Here is an 18,290-nt window from a genome sequence, read left to right as displayed (position 1 = left end):
ACGTTAAAGTCAGGGGAATTAATGAATACTAAAATAAAAGTGGCGATTGTCGGTTATGGCAATATTGGTCGATTTGCATTAGAAGCTGTTCAAGCAGCTCAAGATTTTGAATTAATGGGTGTTGTTCGTCGTGATATCAATAATATCCCAGAAGAACTGCAAAATATTACTGTAACTAACGATATCAAAACATTAGGTAATATTGATGTTGCACTCTTATGCTCACCGACACGCGCGATTAAAGAGTTAGCAAAATCTATTTTAAGCTTAGGGATTAATACAGTAGATAGTTTTGATGTTCACAGTGAAATTGTGTCATTAAAAACAGAATTAGATGAAGTTGCGAAAAAACATGACCGCGTTGCTGTTATTTCTGCGGGATGGGACCCGGGCTCCGATTCTATTGTTCGTACTTTAATGTTAGCTATGGCGCCAAAAGGGATTACTTATACTAACTTTGGGCCAGGAATGAGTATGGGGCACAGCGTTGCGGCTAAGGCCATTGATGGTGTCAAAGATGCACTTTCAATGACTATTCCATTAGGTACAGGTGTTCATCGCCGTATGGTTTACGTGGAATTGGAAGAAGGGGCGAATTTTAATCAAGTAGAGCAAGCTATTAAAGCAGATAGCTATTTCTCTTCTGATGAAACCCATATTAAGCAAGTTGATTGTGTTGATAGCTTAAAAGATGTGGGGCATGGCGTTCATATGACCCATAAAGGGGTATCAGGTAAAACTCATAATCAATTATTTGAATATTCAATGCGTATTAACAACCCTGCATTGACCTCTCAATTTATGGTATCTGCCGCAAGAGCCAGTATGAAACAACGTGCAGGCGCTTATACTGTTATTGAAATTCCACCTGTTGATTTCTTAGCGGGTGATTTAAATACATTAATTGCCAAATTGGTCTAATTTCAATTAAGACTCTCTGCATAAAATATTGCCCACATAAAGTGGGCAATATGGATTAACGCTTAGGCAAACTTGATGATTTTGAATTAGCGTTTAATACTTTTAAATTCTTTGGTAGTTGCGGTTAATGCCACTTCTGTTGGTAAGCGTTCCATTGAGCTTGCACCATAGAAACCGTGGCAGTCAGGGCAATTATCTAAGATATATTGTGCATCTTCAGGTGTTGCAATTGGGCCACCATGGCACAGTACAATAACATCAGAACGCACAGCTTTTGCCGCTTTTGCCCAGTCATTAATTAAAGGAACACAGTCCGCTAATGTTAATGCTGTTTCAGCACCAATATTACCGCCAGTTGTTAACCCCATATGAGGGACAATAATATCTGCGCCAGCCTCAGCCATTGCAATCGCATCTTCACGGCTAAAGACATAAGGTGTGGTTAATAAACCTTTTTCATGGGCTTTGCGGATCATATCCACTTCAAGCCCATAACCCATACCTGTTTCTTCTAAGTTAGCGCGGAAATTACCATCAATCAGACCTACTGTTGGGAAATTCTGTACGCCAGCAAAGCCTGTTGCTTTAACTTCATCTAAGAATTTGTCGAAGTTACAGAATGGATCTGTACCGTTAACACCAGCAAGCACAGGTGTATGTTTAACAACCGGTAATACTTCTTTTGCCATATCCATAACGATTTCATTAGCGTTACCATAAGCTAATAAACCCGCTAAAGATCCTCGACCAGCCATACGGTAACGACCTGAGTTATAAATAACAATAAGGTCAATACCACCGGCTTCTTCACACTTAGCTGAAAGTCCTGTACCTGCACCACCACCAATAATCGGTTCATGGCGTGCAATCATTTCATTGAATTTTTTTAGTAACGTTTCACGTGAATGAGTCATTCTTCTTTCTCCGTGGTTAACAAATAAGTTCCTGGTGTAAATCATAAATTTGCTGAGTAAACTCAGCGGAGTTTATGTGATAAGGACTGATGACTAATTGACGAGTCTCTGTCTCTTTAAATGTTGTTATAAATGCATCAAAAAAAGCTTGGTTCGCTTGAGGATCCCAGAAAGGGGCTCCTTCAATATCCAGAGCTGAAAAACCGCCCTGTGGTAATACAAACCGCAATGGACCTTCACACTGATTGAGTTTTTCAGCGATCCAGATACCTAATTGACGGTTTTCCTCTGGTGTTGTACGCATTAAGGTGACTTGCGCATTATGATGATAAAATTGACGCCCTTTATATTTCTCAGGAATACTAGAAGGGCGACCGAAGTTCACCATATCTAATGCACCGCAAGAACCTATATAAGGGGTTTTGGTACGGGCGATTGCACCAAAACGGTCTTCATCACAAGCAAGCACACCGTCAAACAAGTAATCACATACTTCTGTTGTTGTAAGATCAAGCACGCAATGAAGTAAGTGACTGTCTGCTAGTTTTTCCATGGCTTTACCGCCACTTCCTGTTGCGTGAAAAACAAGGCAGTCATAATTATTTTCAAGTTTTTGTGTGAGTTGTTGTACACAAGGCGTAGTTACACCAAACATCGTTAATGCAACAGCCGGTTTATCAACAACTTGTTCTTCTTGGTAAAAATAAACAGCGCCAGCTATTTGATTTGCCGCATTTCTTAGTACCTTACGAGAAATACGATTCAAGCCGGATACATCTGTAACGGAGTACATCATTGAGATATCACTTGCACCGATATAGCCTGAAATATCACCAGACGCCATCGTAGATACCATCAATTTAGGTACACCAATTGGCAGCGATTGCATTGCTGGTGTAATCAGTGCCGTTCCCCCTGATCCGCCTAGCCCAAGAATGGCTAAGACATCATCACAGTGGGTTAAATAGTGTTCAAATGCGATAGACATCGCTTCTATTGCTTTCCCTCTATCGCCACAAAAAACAGCTTCTTCGCCATTTGGGTGAAAGCGTGCAACTTCTGTTGCTGTGACATCAGCTTCTCTAGCTAATGCCGTGGGTTTGGTTGTCAAGTCAACGGTTTTAACAGGGAGGCCTGCTTTTTTAATTAAATCACTGACATAAAAAATCTCAGCACTTTTAGTATCAAGCGTTGTGGCAATATAAATAGAACCAGAATACTGTTTCATAAGCCTTCCCATACCTTTTATGATTATCGACGAATAGATTATAATCATAATGAGACTCGAGTTTCATTTATCATAGCATCGTTTTGAGACTCCTGTCTCATTATTTTTATTTTTTGTATATAAAAGGTCGATAAGGTGCGATTAATCACCTAAAGTAAACGTCAAGTGTTGTGAATATTTAGCTTAAGATAAGCCAGACACATAAAAGTGTAGAAATAACGAAGGATCTTCTATGAGTTACAGTGATGAAACGGATGCAATGTCCGGTACACGAAAAAGAACCCATCAATTATTGGTGACAACAGCATTGGGGCTTTTTGAGCAAGGAATGTTACCGACAGTGTCGGAATTAGCGGCACATGCAGGTGTTTCGAGAGCAACCGCATATCGTTATTTTCCCACACAAAGTGATTTAATTAGTGCCACAGTTGACGCAAGTTTAGCGCCGATCATTGCATGGACACCTACTCCTGAAGATAATACGCAACAACGCATTACTGAGTTGCTCAATCTTGCCTATCCACAGATGTTTAAACATGAAGGTGCGCTACGTGGCGCATTGCAAGTTTCATTGCAGCAATGGGCAAAAGAGAGGCAATCAAGTGAATATGCAGAAAAACGATTTATTCGCGGTCATCGTAAAGAGATTTTACTCAAAGTTATTGAGCCATTAAAATCACATTATCCTCAAGAAATGTGGGATAAGGTGATTAAATCGTTCTCTTTAATTTATGGGTCTGAAGTCTTTTTGGTAATGAAAGATATCTGGAAAATGGATGATCAACAGGTCATTGATATGACTCAATGGATGGCAAAAGCTATTTTAAATCAGGCAAAATCTGATTATCCCGCAGATAACGATTAATTATTTGAATAAATCAGTTAAAATTGTATAAATCATTTACGTTTTAGCTATTGCAGGGATCGTTATGTCACACAAAACAGAAGACCAAGAGTGGCTGGTAGAACAACTACAATTTATTGCACAAGGCATTGGTAAAACATTATCGCCTTTTTGTGAAGTTGTACTTCATGATCTAACCGATAGTGAAAATACCATTATGGTCATTGAAAATAATCTATCAGGTAGAAAAGTGGGGGATAGAGCAACTGAATTGGGAATGGCGCGTATTGAATCGTCTAATTTCCCTCAAATAGTGGCTAATTACCCGAACCAATTTCCTGATGGTAGAACAGCAAAAAGTACCTCTATTGGTATTAAAGATAAGCAAGGTAATTACGTTGCTGCGTTATGTTTAAATATTGATATTTCAATGATCAAAGGATTACAAATGGTGCTGAACCAATTTGCGACCCTTGAAGAAGGTAATGACATTATTGAAACCTTTAGTTCAGTGACTGAAGACTCGCTGAAAAAACGTATCGATGAATTTTCTGCGACTTATTCAGTGACACCAAGAGCATTGAAGCCACATCAACGACGCGAATTACTACTATGTTTACAGGATGAAGGCTATCTTTCATTGCGTAAGGCAATGGAAATTACCGCACAATATCTTGGTGTTTCAAGAGCGACTGTGTATAACGATTTAAAAGAGTAGTGATCTTTCATTATTAGCTATTGCTAAAGAATAAATAAACTTAAAAAAAGGTATCACTTGTTGATATCTTTTTTTATTTCTATTTTTTGAGTCTTATAATATGTCGTATTTTTATTGAAAGTGGTTGACTGATTAACATTGTGTGATTTTTATAAATCTAAAAAAATAAAAGGAATAAAATATGTTGTAGATAATTTTAATAGATAGGAGATAAGATATGATCGATTTAAGTAATATAAATAATTTTGAGAGAAAAGTCTCTTTTTCAACTGAGAATAGTTTTTTAAATAATAAGGAACTCAGCATAGTTAATAATATAAAGAAAATTTCCAATACAACAACAAAATTTAATTTATTAAAAAAAATAGTTAATGGAATGAGGCGTTTCTCAACATTATTAATGGTGAGTAAAACAGGAAGAATGGGAATAGGAAATAGAAAAGGATGCATCGTTAAATATAAAGATGAAATAAATATCTTAAAAGAGAGGTTTCATAATGGAATTGAGCAACAAAAAGAAAATTCAATAAAATTAGAAAAAAAAGAAAATCAATTAAATTTATTGTCGATCAATGTTAATGATCTTAAGGAAATATTGAAAAATAATGATAGTTTCAAGGGGTTGATAAATGATAATGAGGAGTTGGAATCAATAGTAAATAATCGTGAAAAATTAAATTCGTTAATAGATAATAATAAAGAGTTGAGGGTGAAAATTAATATTATCTTGGAGGATAAAAGTAAAAATATTGAGAGTAGCTTGGAAAATATTATTGAAATAAAAAATAAATTAATAATTGAAGAGAAAAAAATAGACCATTTCTTGTCTTTAATAGAAAATGAAAATGTCAGTATCAAAGATAGATATAGTTTCTTTAATTATTTAAATGAATTAAAAAGAGCAGAGTTTTTTTGTCATCAATCTAATAATGTGAGTGATGAGCAATTTGCTGATGTGTTCAAGAACATTTTTGAAGAGAGAGTTTCTAGAATTAAAAGTAACGATATTAAAAAAATATACAGTGAAGTATTAGATACCTATAAATTAGAAAAGATACTTTTGAATAAAAAAGAAAATATATTAGAAAATTTTTCCACAAATAAAGAGAAAGAAAAGTTTCTTTCTAAAATAAATTTTTTAGTTTCTATATCAGATGATAATTTAAATATCATAAGTCATGTTTTTGATAAATCCGAACTCAAGACTTTGCATAATATAATGTATTCAATATTGAAAGGAGAACATAATGATTCTGGTATAGCATATTCACATCGTGATACTAAAGACGTTTGGATTAAAAAGTATATGAATGAGTATTATGAGAATAAAAGAAAAATAACAACTCAAACTTTGGGTATAAATACAGATGATAATATAGAAGCTAAAAATAGAAAAGATAATACTCTAAGTGTTAATAGCAGCAATTACAACGAATATATGAGTAGCAGCACTTCTAGTTCAACAAGTGATATAACATCTATTAGCTCACTTAGTGATGATTCTTCCAGTATTCATAGTAGTGGTTATCATGCAGACGTTAGTCTTAGTGATTCAAGCTTATTAAATCAAAGATATTTTAGTGAAATAGAAAATTTACAGTTTGATTTTAGAAGAGAATCCGCCAATATTTTAAAGAATAATCTTTCTTACTCTAACGATATTCAAGATTCCATTAAAAATGTACTTTCAAATCTTTATAAACTTAGCAATATAGTGACTGAAAGCTTAGTGCTTCCAATGTCTGAAAATAAAGAACTAAATATACCATTAGAAAAAATGACAGCATTTTCTCAAATTATTCATTCTATGAAAGAACAATTAGAGAGCATTAAACCCAATTATTCTTCAGGATTAAGTAAACAGAATAGTTTCTATAATAAAATTCAAGCTTCTACAGAGGATTTTACTAAGAGCTTTGAGGAAATAGCTAATTTATTTGATAGTGACATTGATTTTTCTTTTGATAGAAATGAAATAGATAAATTATTGAATCATCTTTTAAGTGAGATTGGTTATTCTGAGCTGGTTGGTAAAAAAGAGTTATTAGATAATATTATGAGAACTATTGATGAATTTATAAATAATTTAAGTGAAGGTTTAGAATGGGAATATAAAAATTATAATACCGAAAAAAATGCTAATGAAATAGATCCAGATATTAGTAATGAGGATCAATCCTCTATTAATGATTTAATAGAAAAATATGATGAAATAGATAAAAATAAGCTAGAAATAAAGTCCTCTAATTATATGCCATTTTCTTATGAAGAACTGAGTGACTAACTATTTTAAGTTAAGGTTCATAAATCTTTCCTTAAATAATATTTTTTATCACTTACAGGATAGTTTTCTAGGGTGCCAAATATCTCAAATCCCTGCTTTTGATAAAAAGGCAGAGCTTGAAAGCTAAAGGTATCGACTTCAGCGTATTTGGCACCTTTCTCTTTTGCGGTATTTTCCATTGCTTGCAGTAATTCTGTACCTATATTTTGTCCTCGATGGGCTTTATCTACCCACAAATAACGAATACGCAGCCAATTTCCTAAAATATCCCCAGTGATCCCACCTATTTTTTTACCGTTTTCTTCCTTAAAAACAGCCAGTGGTGTGTACTGTTCCATCTGAATATAACGAAGGTTGTGAGTCAATAATCCTTCATAAATTTCATTGATCTCATTCGGTGTTGGATTTGTAGTCATTTTTAACGACATAATCGGCTCTTAATATTAAGAAAAATAATAATTACATTATCACTATTTGGTTATTAAATATTTATATAAATGCTAGGATAAAACCATAATTAAAAAAACTGAGTAACACAACATGTCGTTTTTAAAAACTCTACCAGGTATCTTATTTTGTGCTTTAATTGGTGGTGTTCTCACACTATCAGGCTTACCTATGGCTTTGATGTTTGGGCCAATTATTGTTGTCATTATTGCTTATCGTTTTAAATGGGAGCTTGCGGTTCCTAAACATACATTAACCTTTATTCAGCTTACTTTAGGAACATCGGTTGGTCTAATGTTTAACCAAGTTCATTTAGGCAGTGCTGATAATTTAATGATTTTATTACTCACCCTTGTTGTTTGTTTAGCTATTCAATTTTTTGTGAGTTATTTTTGGTTCCACCGTCATATTGGTTGGACAAAAGAAGAATCAATGCTTGGAGCTGTCCCCGGTGCGATGGCTGCTATTTTAGCATTAACTGATCATACGAAAACGCCACCCCAAAAAATTGTTATTTCTCATACTATTCGTTTAATGGTGCTGATTATTATGGCGGGTTTTATTGTCGGAGCCGATAAAGCCAATATGCCCGAGTTTGCTATACCTGAAATGACCCTTATTTCATTGTTGTGGCTATTATTGATTGTTGCTTTAGGGTTAGGTTCAGGGCTTTTATTGCAGAAAATCCGATTCCCTGCGCCCTTTATGTTAACGTCATTAGGCAGTGCGATACTGGTTCAATCGTTTGTTAGTGAATCCATTGCTTTTCCCATGCTACTTAATGAATTGAGCATGGTTTTAATTGGTATGAATATCGGAGCACACTTTGTTGTTTTCCCTCTCTCATCACTAATTAAAAATGCTTTTTCTTCTGTGCAAGTGGTTATTATTAATGTGATTTTAACGGTGATTGTTGCATGGGGAGCGGCTTATTTAACGGGTGTTCCTTGGGCTACATTAGTATTAGCTTGGGCGCCAGGAAGCATGGAAGCCATGACATTTGCGGCTATAACGATGAATGTAGATGCTGCTTTTGTTATGTCGAATCATATTTTTAGAATGTTGATTATTCAAAGCATTCCATCAGTAGCTTTATATTGGAATGAATATAAACAGAAGAAAAATAATCAGCACAAAGAAGAATAAAAGATAGAAGGGAAGTTTTGTTTCTTTGATAACCTCTATTTAGCTGCTTTATATTGTAGCATAAGCATGCTATTTCAAGAGGTTATCTTATTTTATCAATCCAATTGCAACTTAATAGAGGCATTAATAGTTTAATAAACTGAGTGATTTATTAGCTAACAGTTGGCATTTCTTATTGTGTGATACTTCAATACCTTTTAGATCATTGTAGCTATCTTCATTCAATTGACCCATTGGCAATGTCGAGTAATTACTAACATCCCATTGTTGTGAGCGAGAAAAGACCATTAAGGCTCTTTCAATTTTAGATTTTGATATCTGCTCATAACCACAATCTTTATTTAAAAAAAGGTAGATGGCGGTTAAATCTGCCAAGTCTTCTGCTTGTGTATAAGTTAACGCTTTTGTACTTGAAGAAAAGAGCATAGTAAAAGAAAGCGTTAGTGTGCAGAACAAGGCGAACATTTTTTTCATTAGGAGTGCTGTTCCTTTGTGTGATGATTTAGCAAGTTTTGTTATTTGACTTAATGTAGTTAAAAGTTTTGCAAAGACCCGCTGTTTTGTTGGGTTTTAAATTGACCTTCCAGTAAGGGGAAACTTTAGCATTGGTAATAGTTTACAAAACTTCTTTATTCATCTTATTTCGATAAATACAAAATAATTTGTTTTTATTCAAAGGAATACATTATGCAACGTCGCGAATTTTTAAAATTAGGCGCCACATTAAGTGCTGTAACATTATTACCAAGTTGGAGTCGTTTTGCGTTTGCCCAAAGTAACACGCCTTCATTGGCTATTCCACCTCAAATTACCCCCGATGCTCAACAAAAGATTGTTCTGAATATTCAACAAGGTATTTCTAAATTTATACCTACTGCGAACACCACCACTTGGGGTTATAACGGCAGTTTATTAGGCCCCGCATTGAAACTTAAACGTGGTCAACCCGTCACAATTAATATCAATAACCAATTACCAGAGACAACAACCGTTCACTGGCATGGACTTGAAATCAGTGGTGAAGAAGACGGCGGCCCACAAGCAATGATTGAGCCAGGAAAATCTCGTACTGTCACTTTTACACCCAATCAAGCTGAATCAACGTGTTGGTTCCATCCTCATACTCATGGTGTTACCGGACAACAAGTCGCCATGGGATTAGGCGGGTTAGTGATTATTGAAGATGATGAAACCGCAAGCCGTAAATTGCCTAATCGCTGGGGAGTTGATGATTTACCCGTTATTTTACAAGACAAGCGTTTAGACAGTGATGGACAAATCGATTATCAACTCGACGTAATGAGTGCTGCAATTGGTTGGTTTGGCGATATGATGTTAACCAATGGCGCTATTCAACCACAGCATATTGTACCAAAAGGTTGGGTTAGATTACGTTTCTTAAATGGCTGTAATGCGCGTAGTTTAAACCTTGCTACAAGTGATGGCAGACCAATGTATGTGATTGCCAGCGATGGTGGATTACTCGCCGAGCCAGTCAAAGTGACTGAATTACCTATTTTAATGGGGGAGCGCTTTGAAGTTTTAGTGGATACCTCTGATGGACGCGATTTTGATATTGTCACTTTACCCGTGCGTCAAATGGGAATGGTTTTAGCGCCATTTGATAATGTATTACCTGTATTACGCTTGTTACCATCAGCAGAAAAAGGACAAGGTCTTTTACCTGAGCAATTAGCACTTATTCCTGCACTACCAACATTAAGCAATCTTTCCACGCGCACATTACATCTACGTATGGATATGCGTTTAGATATGCAAGGTATGATGCTATTAACAGAGCGTTATGGTGATAAAGCATTAGCGGGTATTCATCATGGAATGAGTCATATGCGCCAAGGTAACGGCAGTGGCATGAATTGCGGTCATGGTAATGGTGATTTAGATATCTATAATGCTAACAGTATCAATGGTATTCCATTCTCAATGACTGAACCTGCATTTGATGTGAAACAAGGTGTTTACGAACGTTGGGTTGTTTCTGGGCGTGGCGATATGATGTTACATCCATTCCATGTTCATGGTACACAATTCCGCATTTTATCTGAAAATGGCAGAGCGCCAGAGAAGCATCGCCAAGGTTGGAAAGATATCGTGAAAGTTGAAGGGCAATTTAGCGAAATTTTGGTGAAGTTTGATCATTTGGCGACAAAAGCACATCCATTTATGGCGCACTGCCATTTATTAGAACATGAAGATACTGGAATGATGGCAGGTTTTACTGTTAGTAAATAATCTATCACTATAAAAATCATTAATATCAGTAAGATAAATTAATAAAAGGCATGGAATTAATATTTTGTGCCTTTATTTTCATTAAATCAGATCATCGCATGATGAAGGAAGTTCTGGTACAATCGTTTGCTTTCCCCGTTAACCCAATCGAAATTAATCATGAAACATATTGTTGATGTCATGATCTCTGAAGAAGAGATCAAACAGCGTATTGCTGAGCTAGGTCGTGAAATCACAGAACATTACCGCCCACGTCAAGGTCAACATGATCTTGTCTTAATCGGCTTGTTAAAGGGTTCTTTTATTTTTATGGCAGATTTATGTCGTGAAATTGACGTGAACCATGAAGTCGATTTTATGACTGTATCAAGTTACGGTAATGGTATGACGTCAACGCGTGACGTTAAAATCATTAAAGATCTCGATGAAGATATTCGTGGTAAAGATGTTCTGATTGTTGAAGATATTATCGACTCAGGTAACACCTTAAATCGGGTTAAAGAGATTTTAAGCTTACGTGAGCCCGCTTCTATTTCTATCTGTACTTTATTGGATAAACCCTCTCGTCGTGAAGTTGATGTTCCTGTTGAGTGGATTGGTTATTCCATCGAAGATAAATTTGTTATTGGTTATGGCATTGATTACGCACAGCGTTATCGTCACCTGCCTTATATTGGGCATGTAACATTATTAGATGAGTAATTTATTTACTTAAAATAGAAGTTAAAAAACCCGCTTTAGGCGGGTTTTTTTATCGGCATTACTTAATAAAAATAGACACAGGTACATTGAATCTAGCTGCCAGTTTTTTAATATGCTCTAGTGTGAGATTACGTTCACCATTGAGAATACGACTTACATAAGAGCGTGAGCCTAATTCTTCTTTAAAATCAGTCGTATTTAGCTGATATTGATCCATCAATGTGCGTAAAACTGCAATTGCATCATCACATTGATTGAGTCTTGCATTGAAAGCTCCAAATTCAGGTGCGCTATTTTCATATTCGTCAATTTTATGACAAAGCATATCAATTAAAGGATTATCTGGGTCGTGTTCTACTAAGTATTCAACTAATTTGACACCCTCTTCATAGTCTTTACGAGATTGGTTACGACCAAGAATAGGAACTATATTGACTAGGCTATTAGCAGCCTTAATTGCATCAACAATCATCATTCTTTTGTTCTCCGATAGTAATCAATGAGTTTATCGTATTCAGCATGAGTAGAAATATGTTTCACAAATATTTTGTCGCGTTCAAAATCCGCAAAAAATAGGATCCTTAGCGTATTTCCACCAATATCGATAACCCACCATTTTTCTCTATACTTCATCCTATCTAAACTTGGGAAGACTTTTTTAATGCTTCAGGTGTTTGATAAGTATTCTGTTTTAGCGTTCTATAAGCATCGGTAAGTGCTTGAGCACAATTGGGGAAACGTATAGATGCTAAATCAAAAGGCTCTCGTGATATTACGTGCATTCCCTGCCCCTTGTTTCCTATTTGTCAACAGACTAGCATCTTTCTTTGTTGTTGCCAAATAGGCAACTATATATTTTAAAACTATAAAAAAACCCGCTTTAGGCGGGTTTTTGTTATTTAATCGAAAGTATCTTATTAACGTGGATGACTCAATTTCGCCATTGCTTGACGATAAGAAAGTTCAAGTTTCTCACGGCTATCAGAGGTGACATCAAGATCGTGTAGTTCACCGTTATTTAAACCGTAAACCCAACCGTGGATCATCACTTTTTGCCCACGCTTCCACGCTGCTTGCATAATTGTTGAGTGACCAAGGTTATAAACTTGCTCAATAACGTTTAGCTCACAAAGTAGGTTTAATCTATCTTGTGGTGCAAGTTCACCTAACATAGAACTGTGTTTGTACCAGATATCGCGGATATGCAGTAACCAGTTATTGATAAGTCCTAATTCGGTGCCTTCAATAGCGGCTTCAATACCACCACAACCATAGTGACCACAGACAATAATGTGTTCGACTTGTAATACATCAACCGCATACTGGATCACAGAAAGACAGTTTAAGTCAGTGTGAATGACTAAGTTTGCTACATTACGGTGAACAAATAAGTCACCCGGTGCTGCGTTAATTAATTTTTCTGCTGGAACGCGGCTGTCAGAGCAACCAATCCATAAAAAGTGAGGTTTTTGACCTTTACAGAGATCTTTAAAAAACTGAGGATTTTCTTCAGTAACAGATTCTGACCATTGCTTGTTATTGGCTAACAGCTCTTCAATTTTTCTCATCATGACGTGACTGCCTGTAAATTCGGTTTCCCACCATTTGCGCTGACAGTACGCCAACACGAAATAGCTCTTGTGTTATTGTTGGATGCGAGAGATCCATTAAGAAAGGGTATTTTTATACCATTACTTTTGAATTAATCAGAGGGCTTTTTAAAGCCAAGTGACAGATAATTGCTTGTAATTTTTCGCTTTCAAATAAGATAGATCTTTTTATAGCATTTGTTTAATGAATTTATCAATACATTCCTTGATGTAAATCAAATGTATAAAAAGATAACTGTTTGTTAAACCTGCCGTTGTATTATTCAAAAATAGATACTTGCAAATATTACGTAAATAAAACTAATGATTGTTATTATTGGTTTTATTTTTACTCTGAAAGTAAAAAGGATAAAAATAAAGAGCAACATTGATTGGGGTGATAAATGGAGGGATAATATTCATCAGTAAACTTGAGAAACAAAGGCAATAATTTTATTGGTATCAATTAGGCTAAATGATTGCATCAAGGGATAAATTTATTAAAACATCAGAATATTCGTAAGAAATAAAAGAACCTTGAGCCTTGATGGCTAATTTTCTTTCTCTCCATCTCTTATTCTTTATTATTGTAATAGTTAAAAAATATTTATTTATTCGTTTGTGTCATAAGCCCTAAAACGGTTTATTTGCCACTGAATATTCTCTAGAATAACTTATTCCATTTTATTCTTTGAACTAAGCTTATTTTCTGATTTCAGCTCAGTTAATGCTGAATAATGCAGTTGATAAAAGGTAATTCCCACATATGACGTATGCATTGGAGTTAACGGAGTTAACGAAAACTTATCACAATGGCGTAAAAGCGCTAAAAGGAATTGATCTCACCGTTGAGGCTGGCGATTTTTATGCTTTATTAGGCCCTAATGGCGCAGGCAAATCGACCACAATTGGTATTATTAGCTCTTTAGTTAATAAGAGTAGCGGTAAAGTCAAAGTATTTGGTTATGACACTGATACCGATATGGTCAATGCAAAACGTCAATTAGGATTAGTGCCACAAGAATTCAATTTCAACCCTTTTGAAACCGTATTACAAATTGTACTCAATCAAGCCGGTTATTATGGGGTACCTCGTAAATTGGCATTAGAGCGTGCCGAAATTTATTTAACCCAGTTAGATTTATGGGAAAAGCGCGAAGATAGAGCGCGTTTTTTATCTGGGGGAATGAAGCGCCGTTTAATGATTGCGCGTGCATTAATGCACCAACCTAAATTACTTATTCTTGATGAGCCTACCGCAGGTGTTGATATTGAATTACGTCGCTCAATGTGGACGTTTTTAAAACAATTAAATGCTGAAGGCACGACCATTATTCTAACCACACACTATTTGGAAGAAGCAGAAATGCTGTGTCGGAATATTGGTATTATTCAACGTGGTGAACTGGTTGAGAATACCAGTATGAAGGGGCTATTAAGTAAATTAGAGTCTGAAACCTTTATTTTAGATTTAGCACCGAAGAGCCCACTACCTGAATTACAAAATTATCAATATCGCTTGGTCGATACATCTACATTAGAAGTTGATGTTAAAAGAGAGCAAGGACTAAATAGTGTTTTTGCTCAACTTAATGCACAAGGTATTCAAGTGTTAAGTATGAGAAATAAAGCCAACCGCCTTGAAGAATTATTTGTTCACTTAGTGAATGAAGAGCATACAGTAGAAGGAGAGAGGGAATGATTCAGCTGTATTGGGTAGCCCTCAAAACAATTTGGATTAAAGAAGTCACCCGTTTTGGTCGTATTTGGGTACAGACATTAATTCCACCAGTAATAACCATGTCTCTCTATTTCGTTATTTTCGGAAACCTGATTGGTAAACGAATTGGCGATATGGGCGGTGTGGATTATATGCAGTTTATTGTTCCTGGCTTGATTATGATGGCAGTAATAACAAACTCTTATGCAAATGTTTCTTCTTCTTTCTTTGGTGCGAAATTTCAACGTAGTATTGAAGAATTATTAGTTTCACCAGTGCCAACGCATGTTGTTATTGCCGGTTTTGTTGGTGGTGGTATGGCCCGAGGTATTTGTGTTGGTATTTTAGTGACCTTAGTTTCACTCTTTTTTGTACCGCTAGAAATACATTCTTGGACAATGGTGGTGGTGACATTACTGATGACCTCAATTGTGTTTTCTCTCGCCGGATTATTAAATGCAATTTTTGCGAAAACCTTTGATGATATTAGTATTATCCCAACTTTTGTTTTAACACCATTAACCTATTTAGGTGGTGTGTTCTATTCACTTTCACTACTACCTGAGTTTTGGCAAGGTGTATCCAAGCTTAACCCAATTGTTTATATGATTAGTGGTTTCCGCTACGGTTTTCTGGGCATTACGGATGTCTCTTTAACCGTAACGATTAGTGTTTTGTGTCTTTTCATTGCTGTGTTTTACGTTATTGCATGGTATTTAATCGAAAAAGGCCGTGGTTTAAGAAGCTAATCAAAAAAGCAAAATAGAAAGTTATAAAAGTTGAAATCGGTATCTTATTTAGAGATACCGATTTTTTTTAGCTATTTTTTCAGCATGAATGTTAATTTTTCTTTAAATGATGACTTTGCTATTAACAAAGAGAATTTTCTTGTTTAGTATACTAAACACTTTAGCAGGAGATAAAAAGGAAATGTAATGACAACGGCAAGCCAAACAGGTAAAGCACCTGAGGCAATTTCTCGTAATAAGCTTTTATGTATTGCAGGTATGGGATGGACTTTTGATGCAATGGATGTGGGATTACTCGCATTCTTACTCACAGCATTAAAAGAAGATTGGGGACTAACGGCATCACAATTGGGTTGGATTGGTAGTGTAAACTCAATTGGAATGGCTGTTGGCGCTTTTGTGTTTGGCATTATGGCTGATAGAAAAGGGCGCAAACCCGTCTTTATCTTTACTTTGTTACTGTTTAGCTTAGGTTGTGGATTAACGGCATTAGCAAGCTCTTTGATGGTGGTACTTGTTTTACGTTTCTTTATTGGAATGGGATTAGGTGGCGAATTACCCGTTGCCTCAACGCTTGTTAGTGAAAGTGTTGAAACCCATGAACGAGGCAGAATTGTTGTTTTATTAGAGAGTTTTTGGGCTGTCGGTTGGTTAATTGCTGCGTTGATTGCTTATTTTATTATTCCTGATTATGGCTGGCGTATGGCGATGCTATTAAGTGCATTACCCGCAGTATATGCTCTCTATTTACGTTCAAAATTACCTGAACCTACCTCATCGCATATTTCACAGAAAAAAACACGTTTATCGATTCGCCAATCAATGGCGTTAATTTGGTCACCGCAATATCGTCGTTCAACGCTTATGCTGTGGATATTATGGTTTTGTGTTGTTTTCTCTTATTACGGTATTTTCTTATGGTTACCTAGTGTTGCCATGTTAAAAGGCTTTAGCTTAATTAAGAGCTTTCAATATGTGCTTATTATGACATTAGCGCAGTTGCCCGGTTATTTTACGGCGGCTTGGTTAATTGAGCGTTATGGGCGAAAGTTTGTTTTAGTGACTTATTTAGCAGGAACTGCCATTAGTGCTTATTATTTCAGTGTTGCTGATTCAACTGCAACACTGCTTATTTTCGGTATGTTGTTATCATTCTTTAATTTGGGTGCTTGGGGGGCTTTATACGCTTATACGCCAGAACAATACCCCGATGGAATTCGAACAACAGGTGCCGGAACTGCAACGGCAATAGGACGTATTGGCGGAATATTAGGGCCTTTAATGGTGGGATATTTGGTTCAATATCAATTTGAGATAAGCTCAATATTTCTGATTTTCAGTTTTTCGATTGTGATTGGAATATTAGCGGTGATGTTATTGGGGCAAGAGACAAAAAATAAGCCACTTAACTCAATTTAATCATGCTTTGTGCGACTAAAAATATAGAATTTCTCTTTCTTGTAATATGATAGCGGTTAAGATTTTTATGAGAAAAAGGAGATCACAATGTCTCATTATAATGAAATGGTTAAACAGGTTGATGATGCGATTGCTACAACCAGTATTCAAACCATGAATGAACTTTTAGTGGAATTAGGTAAAGATAAAACAATTGAATTTCCACTACGTTATGAGCAACAAGAGCGTTTACGTACCGCTATTTTTCATCACGGTGAAAAACACCGTTAATCGGATTGTTGCTAAGAAATAAGAATTAAAAAAGCGTTTGTACCGTATTGATAAACAGGTACAAACGCTTTTTTCTTTTTCTGCATTGTATTAGTACGAATTAAAATGTCTTTCGACCTTCTAGCGCTGCGATCCTATTTTCAATGGAAGGGTGCGTTGAGAAAAATGAGTCCCCTTTATTAAAAATAAAAGCGGCTTTACGATAAGCTCGTCCCGTCGAACCATCTTCAAAATTTTCAGTGTCATGCTGTGCTGAAATTTTCTTTAATGCATTAATCATTGCTTGATTATCTTGAGTTAAATCAACCGCCGCCGCATCCGCCATATATTCGCGAGTTCGGGATAAATAGAAATAGAGTACTTGTGTAATGATCGGCAAAACAAAGTTTAGAATAATTAAAATCAATCGAGCTTTGCTTGCAGCATCATTACTTTTACCACCTCGATTACCAGAGGCAATATATAAGCGACTGCCAAAGATATTTGTTACCGTCAAAATAACGTTGGCTAATATGCCAACATATAACGTCAGTCGTGAATCACCATGAATAATATGCCCTGTTTCGTGAGCTAATACAGCCTGTACTTCTTGGCGATTAAGGCGACTTAATAAACCCGTTGTTACGCCAATAAAGGCATTTTTCTCAGACCAGCCAGCTGCAAAAGCATTGGCTTCAGGTGTATCAAGAAGATAGAGTTTAGGAATGTAGCCCAGAGTTGCACTTAAACTAAGCTCTTCAACAATATTGAGTAATTGGCGCTCTTGTGCATTTAAGGTGTCATCAGGGCTAATTAATCGCGCATTCATTCCTGTAAGCATGATTTTATGCCCTTTAAAATGAATAAAGAGAAGCAATAAAATCGAGATAGCTAAAATAATGAGTGAAGCAATGGGAAGAGATTGAAACGTCAGAAATGCCCACATATTATCAGTAAGATCTAAATAGGGATTTGCCCCAATAGCCGTATCCACCAGCAAACCGATCATAAGCATTAAGAGTAAATATGTTGCTATAACAAAACGAGTTCGAATAGCATTTTTTCGTAGAACATTTCTGAAATCCATTAGTGACTCCAAACAGCACC

18 protein-coding genes and 1 pseudogene are annotated in these 18,290 nt (G+C 35.8%); 11 read left to right on the top strand and 8 right to left on the bottom strand.

The window, feature by feature from the left end:
* Positions 1-21: 21 nt before the first annotated feature.
* Complete coding sequence (locus ABN236_RS04990) at positions 22-921, top strand: diaminopimelate dehydrogenase (RefSeq protein ID WP_349473511.1); 900 nt, start codon at positions 22-24, stop codon at positions 919-921.
* Positions 922-1,007: 86 nt separating this feature from the next.
* On the opposite strand, the gene ABN236_RS04985 is transcribed toward ABN236_RS04990, so the two are convergent.
* Complete coding sequence (locus tag ABN236_RS04985; RefSeq protein WP_088493647.1) at positions 1,008-1,835, bottom strand: phosphoenolpyruvate hydrolase family protein; 828 nt, start codon at positions 1,833-1,835, stop codon at positions 1,008-1,010.
* Positions 1,836-1,851: 16 nt separating this feature from the next.
* Positions 1,852-3,063 (bottom strand): Tm-1-like ATP-binding domain-containing protein, encoded by a 1,212-nt coding sequence (locus tag ABN236_RS04980; protein ID WP_349473510.1) that lies wholly within the window; start codon positions 3,061-3,063, stop codon positions 1,852-1,854.
* Positions 3,064-3,295: 232 nt separating this feature from the next.
* Here ABN236_RS04980 and ABN236_RS04975 point away from each other — a divergent pair, with 232 nt between their 5' ends.
* The 3 genes from ABN236_RS04975 to ABN236_RS04965 all read left to right on the top strand — a co-directional run bounded on the left by ABN236_RS04975 (position 3,296) and on the right by ABN236_RS04965 (position 6,909).
* On the top strand, positions 3,296-3,928 hold the full coding sequence (locus tag ABN236_RS04975; protein WP_072063633.1) for a TetR/AcrR family transcriptional regulator: 633 nt from the start codon (positions 3,296-3,298) through the stop codon (positions 3,926-3,928).
* A gap of 64 nt (positions 3,929-3,992) precedes the next feature.
* The gene (locus tag ABN236_RS04970; protein WP_075674283.1) at positions 3,993-4,625 is read left to right on the top strand and encodes a helix-turn-helix transcriptional regulator; all 633 of its coding nucleotides are present in this window, start codon (positions 3,993-3,995) and stop codon (positions 4,623-4,625) included.
* Positions 4,626-4,842: 217 nt separating this feature from the next.
* Positions 4,843-6,909, top strand: a complete 2,067-nt coding sequence (locus ABN236_RS04965; RefSeq protein ID WP_349473509.1) for a hypothetical protein — start codon at positions 4,843-4,845, stop codon at positions 6,907-6,909.
* 17 nt (positions 6,910-6,926) lie between these two features.
* Here the strand turns inward: ABN236_RS04965 and ABN236_RS04960 are convergent, their stop codons facing one another.
* A complete protein-coding gene (locus ABN236_RS04960) occupies positions 6,927-7,337 on the bottom strand; it encodes a GNAT family N-acetyltransferase (RefSeq protein WP_194951893.1) in 411 nt (136 codons plus the stop codon).
* A 112-nt stretch (positions 7,338-7,449) separates the two neighbouring features.
* Between ABN236_RS04960 and ABN236_RS04955 the strand changes: the two genes are divergently transcribed.
* Positions 7,450-8,502: an AbrB family transcriptional regulator gene (locus tag ABN236_RS04955; RefSeq protein ID WP_088493639.1), complete on the top strand. Its 1,053-nt coding sequence runs from the start codon at positions 7,450-7,452 to the stop codon at positions 8,500-8,502.
* Positions 8,503-8,625: 123 nt separating this feature from the next.
* Here ABN236_RS04955 and ABN236_RS04950 read toward each other — a convergent pair whose 3' ends face one another.
* The gene (locus ABN236_RS04950) at positions 8,626-8,976 is read right to left on the bottom strand and encodes a YacC family pilotin-like protein (protein WP_349473508.1); all 351 of its coding nucleotides are present in this window, start codon (positions 8,974-8,976) and stop codon (positions 8,626-8,628) included.
* 213 nt (positions 8,977-9,189) lie between these two features.
* On the opposite strand from ABN236_RS04950, the gene cueO reads away from it, so the two are divergent.
* Both cueO and hpt read left to right on the top strand, forming a co-directional pair.
* Positions 9,190-10,755: a multicopper oxidase CueO gene (cueO, locus tag ABN236_RS04945; RefSeq protein WP_349473507.1), complete on the top strand. Its 1,566-nt coding sequence runs from the start codon at positions 9,190-9,192 to the stop codon at positions 10,753-10,755.
* A gap of 159 nt (positions 10,756-10,914) precedes the next feature.
* Positions 10,915-11,457 (top strand): hypoxanthine phosphoribosyltransferase, encoded by a 543-nt coding sequence (hpt, locus tag ABN236_RS04940; protein ID WP_036932823.1) that lies wholly within the window; start codon positions 10,915-10,917, stop codon positions 11,455-11,457.
* A 58-nt stretch (positions 11,458-11,515) separates the two neighbouring features.
* Here hpt and ABN236_RS04935 read toward each other — a convergent pair whose 3' ends face one another.
* The 3 genes and pseudogenes from ABN236_RS04935 to can all read right to left on the bottom strand — a co-directional run bounded on the left by ABN236_RS04935 (position 11,516) and on the right by can (position 13,028).
* Positions 11,516-11,932, bottom strand: coding sequence for a helix-turn-helix domain-containing protein (locus ABN236_RS04935; protein ID WP_088493636.1), 417 nt, complete (start codon positions 11,930-11,932; stop codon positions 11,516-11,518).
* A pseudogene (locus ABN236_RS04930) lies at positions 11,929-12,239 on the bottom strand (type II toxin-antitoxin system HigB family toxin). Before ABN236_RS04930 ends, ABN236_RS04935 begins: the two are co-directional and overlap by 4 nt.
* Positions 12,240-12,374: 135 nt before the next feature.
* A complete protein-coding gene (gene can, locus ABN236_RS04925) occupies positions 12,375-13,028 on the bottom strand; it encodes a carbonate dehydratase (RefSeq protein WP_036932822.1) in 654 nt (217 codons plus the stop codon).
* A 784-nt stretch (positions 13,029-13,812) separates the two neighbouring features.
* Here can and ABN236_RS04920 point away from each other — a divergent pair.
* The 4 genes from ABN236_RS04920 (at position 13,813) to ABN236_RS04905 (ending at position 17,204) form a co-directional block, all read left to right on the top strand.
* Complete coding sequence (locus ABN236_RS04920; protein ID WP_075674123.1) at positions 13,813-14,748, top strand: ABC transporter ATP-binding protein; 936 nt, start codon at positions 13,813-13,815, stop codon at positions 14,746-14,748.
* Positions 14,745-15,515, top strand: a complete 771-nt coding sequence (locus tag ABN236_RS04915; protein ID WP_088493634.1) for an ABC transporter permease — start codon at positions 14,745-14,747, stop codon at positions 15,513-15,515. The genes ABN236_RS04920 and ABN236_RS04915 overlap by 4 nt, the downstream gene beginning before the upstream one ends.
* Positions 15,516-15,701: 186 nt before the next feature.
* On the top strand, positions 15,702-16,934 hold the full coding sequence (locus ABN236_RS04910; RefSeq protein WP_349473506.1) for an MFS transporter: 1,233 nt from the start codon (positions 15,702-15,704) through the stop codon (positions 16,932-16,934).
* Positions 16,935-17,021: 87 nt separating this feature from the next.
* On the top strand, positions 17,022-17,204 hold the full coding sequence (locus ABN236_RS04905) for a DUF2526 family protein (protein WP_088493632.1): 183 nt from the start codon (positions 17,022-17,024) through the stop codon (positions 17,202-17,204).
* 100 nt (positions 17,205-17,304) lie between these two features.
* On the opposite strand, the gene htpX is transcribed toward ABN236_RS04905, so the two are convergent.
* Positions 17,305-18,270: a zinc metalloprotease HtpX gene (htpX, locus tag ABN236_RS04900; protein ID WP_311755363.1), complete on the bottom strand. Its 966-nt coding sequence runs from the start codon at positions 18,268-18,270 to the stop codon at positions 17,305-17,307.
* Between the last annotated feature and the right edge of the window lie 20 nt (positions 18,271-18,290).

The sequence above is a fragment of the Proteus sp. fly-1013 genome (assembly GCF_040140245.1).
Classification (GTDB): domain Bacteria; phylum Pseudomonadota; class Gammaproteobacteria; order Enterobacterales; family Enterobacteriaceae; genus Proteus; species Proteus mirabilis_B.
Note: the sequence above shows the minus strand (reverse complement) of the source record. Positions and strands in the feature narration are given on the sequence as shown.

What these genes read in the sequence shown, in the direction of transcription:
- cueO (WP_349473507.1), top strand. Translation starts at nt 9,190, where the DNA reads ATGCAACGTCGCGAATTTTTAAAATTAGGCGCCACATTAAGTGCTGTA.
- hpt (WP_036932823.1), top strand. Translation starts at nt 10,915, where the DNA reads ATGAAACATATTGTTGATGTCATGATCTCTGAAGAAGAGATCAAACAG.
- ABN236_RS04950 (WP_349473508.1), bottom strand. Translation starts at nt 8,976, where the DNA reads ATGAAAAAAATGTTCGCCTTGTTCTGCACACTAACGCTTTCTTTTACT.
- ABN236_RS04935 (WP_088493636.1), bottom strand. Translation starts at nt 11,932, where the DNA reads ATGATGATTGTTGATGCAATTAAGGCTGCTAATAGCCTAGTCAATATA.
- htpX (WP_311755363.1), bottom strand. Translation starts at nt 18,270, where the DNA reads ATGGATTTCAGAAATGTTCTACGAAAAAATGCTATTCGAACTCGTTTT.
- ABN236_RS04975 (WP_072063633.1), top strand. Translation starts at nt 3,296, where the DNA reads ATGAGTTACAGTGATGAAACGGATGCAATGTCCGGTACACGAAAAAGA.
- ABN236_RS04980 (WP_349473510.1), bottom strand. Translation starts at nt 3,063, where the DNA reads ATGAAACAGTATTCTGGTTCTATTTATATTGCCACAACGCTTGATACT.
- ABN236_RS04965 (WP_349473509.1), top strand. Translation starts at nt 4,843, where the DNA reads ATGATCGATTTAAGTAATATAAATAATTTTGAGAGAAAAGTCTCTTTT.
- can (WP_036932822.1), bottom strand. Translation starts at nt 13,028, where the DNA reads ATGATGAGAAAAATTGAAGAGCTGTTAGCCAATAACAAGCAATGGTCA.
- ABN236_RS04970 (WP_075674283.1), top strand. Translation starts at nt 3,993, where the DNA reads ATGTCACACAAAACAGAAGACCAAGAGTGGCTGGTAGAACAACTACAA.
- ABN236_RS04955 (WP_088493639.1), top strand. Translation starts at nt 7,450, where the DNA reads ATGTCGTTTTTAAAAACTCTACCAGGTATCTTATTTTGTGCTTTAATT.
- ABN236_RS04960 (WP_194951893.1), bottom strand. Translation starts at nt 7,337, where the DNA reads ATGTCGTTAAAAATGACTACAAATCCAACACCGAATGAGATCAATGAA.
- ABN236_RS04990 (WP_349473511.1), top strand. Translation starts at nt 22, where the DNA reads ATGAATACTAAAATAAAAGTGGCGATTGTCGGTTATGGCAATATTGGT.
- ABN236_RS04920 (WP_075674123.1), top strand. Translation starts at nt 13,813, where the DNA reads ATGACGTATGCATTGGAGTTAACGGAGTTAACGAAAACTTATCACAAT.
- ABN236_RS04910 (WP_349473506.1), top strand. Translation starts at nt 15,702, where the DNA reads ATGACAACGGCAAGCCAAACAGGTAAAGCACCTGAGGCAATTTCTCGT.
- ABN236_RS04985 (WP_088493647.1), bottom strand. Translation starts at nt 1,835, where the DNA reads ATGACTCATTCACGTGAAACGTTACTAAAAAAATTCAATGAAATGATT.
- ABN236_RS04905 (WP_088493632.1), top strand. Translation starts at nt 17,022, where the DNA reads ATGTCTCATTATAATGAAATGGTTAAACAGGTTGATGATGCGATTGCT.
- ABN236_RS04915 (WP_088493634.1), top strand. Translation starts at nt 14,745, where the DNA reads ATGATTCAGCTGTATTGGGTAGCCCTCAAAACAATTTGGATTAAAGAA.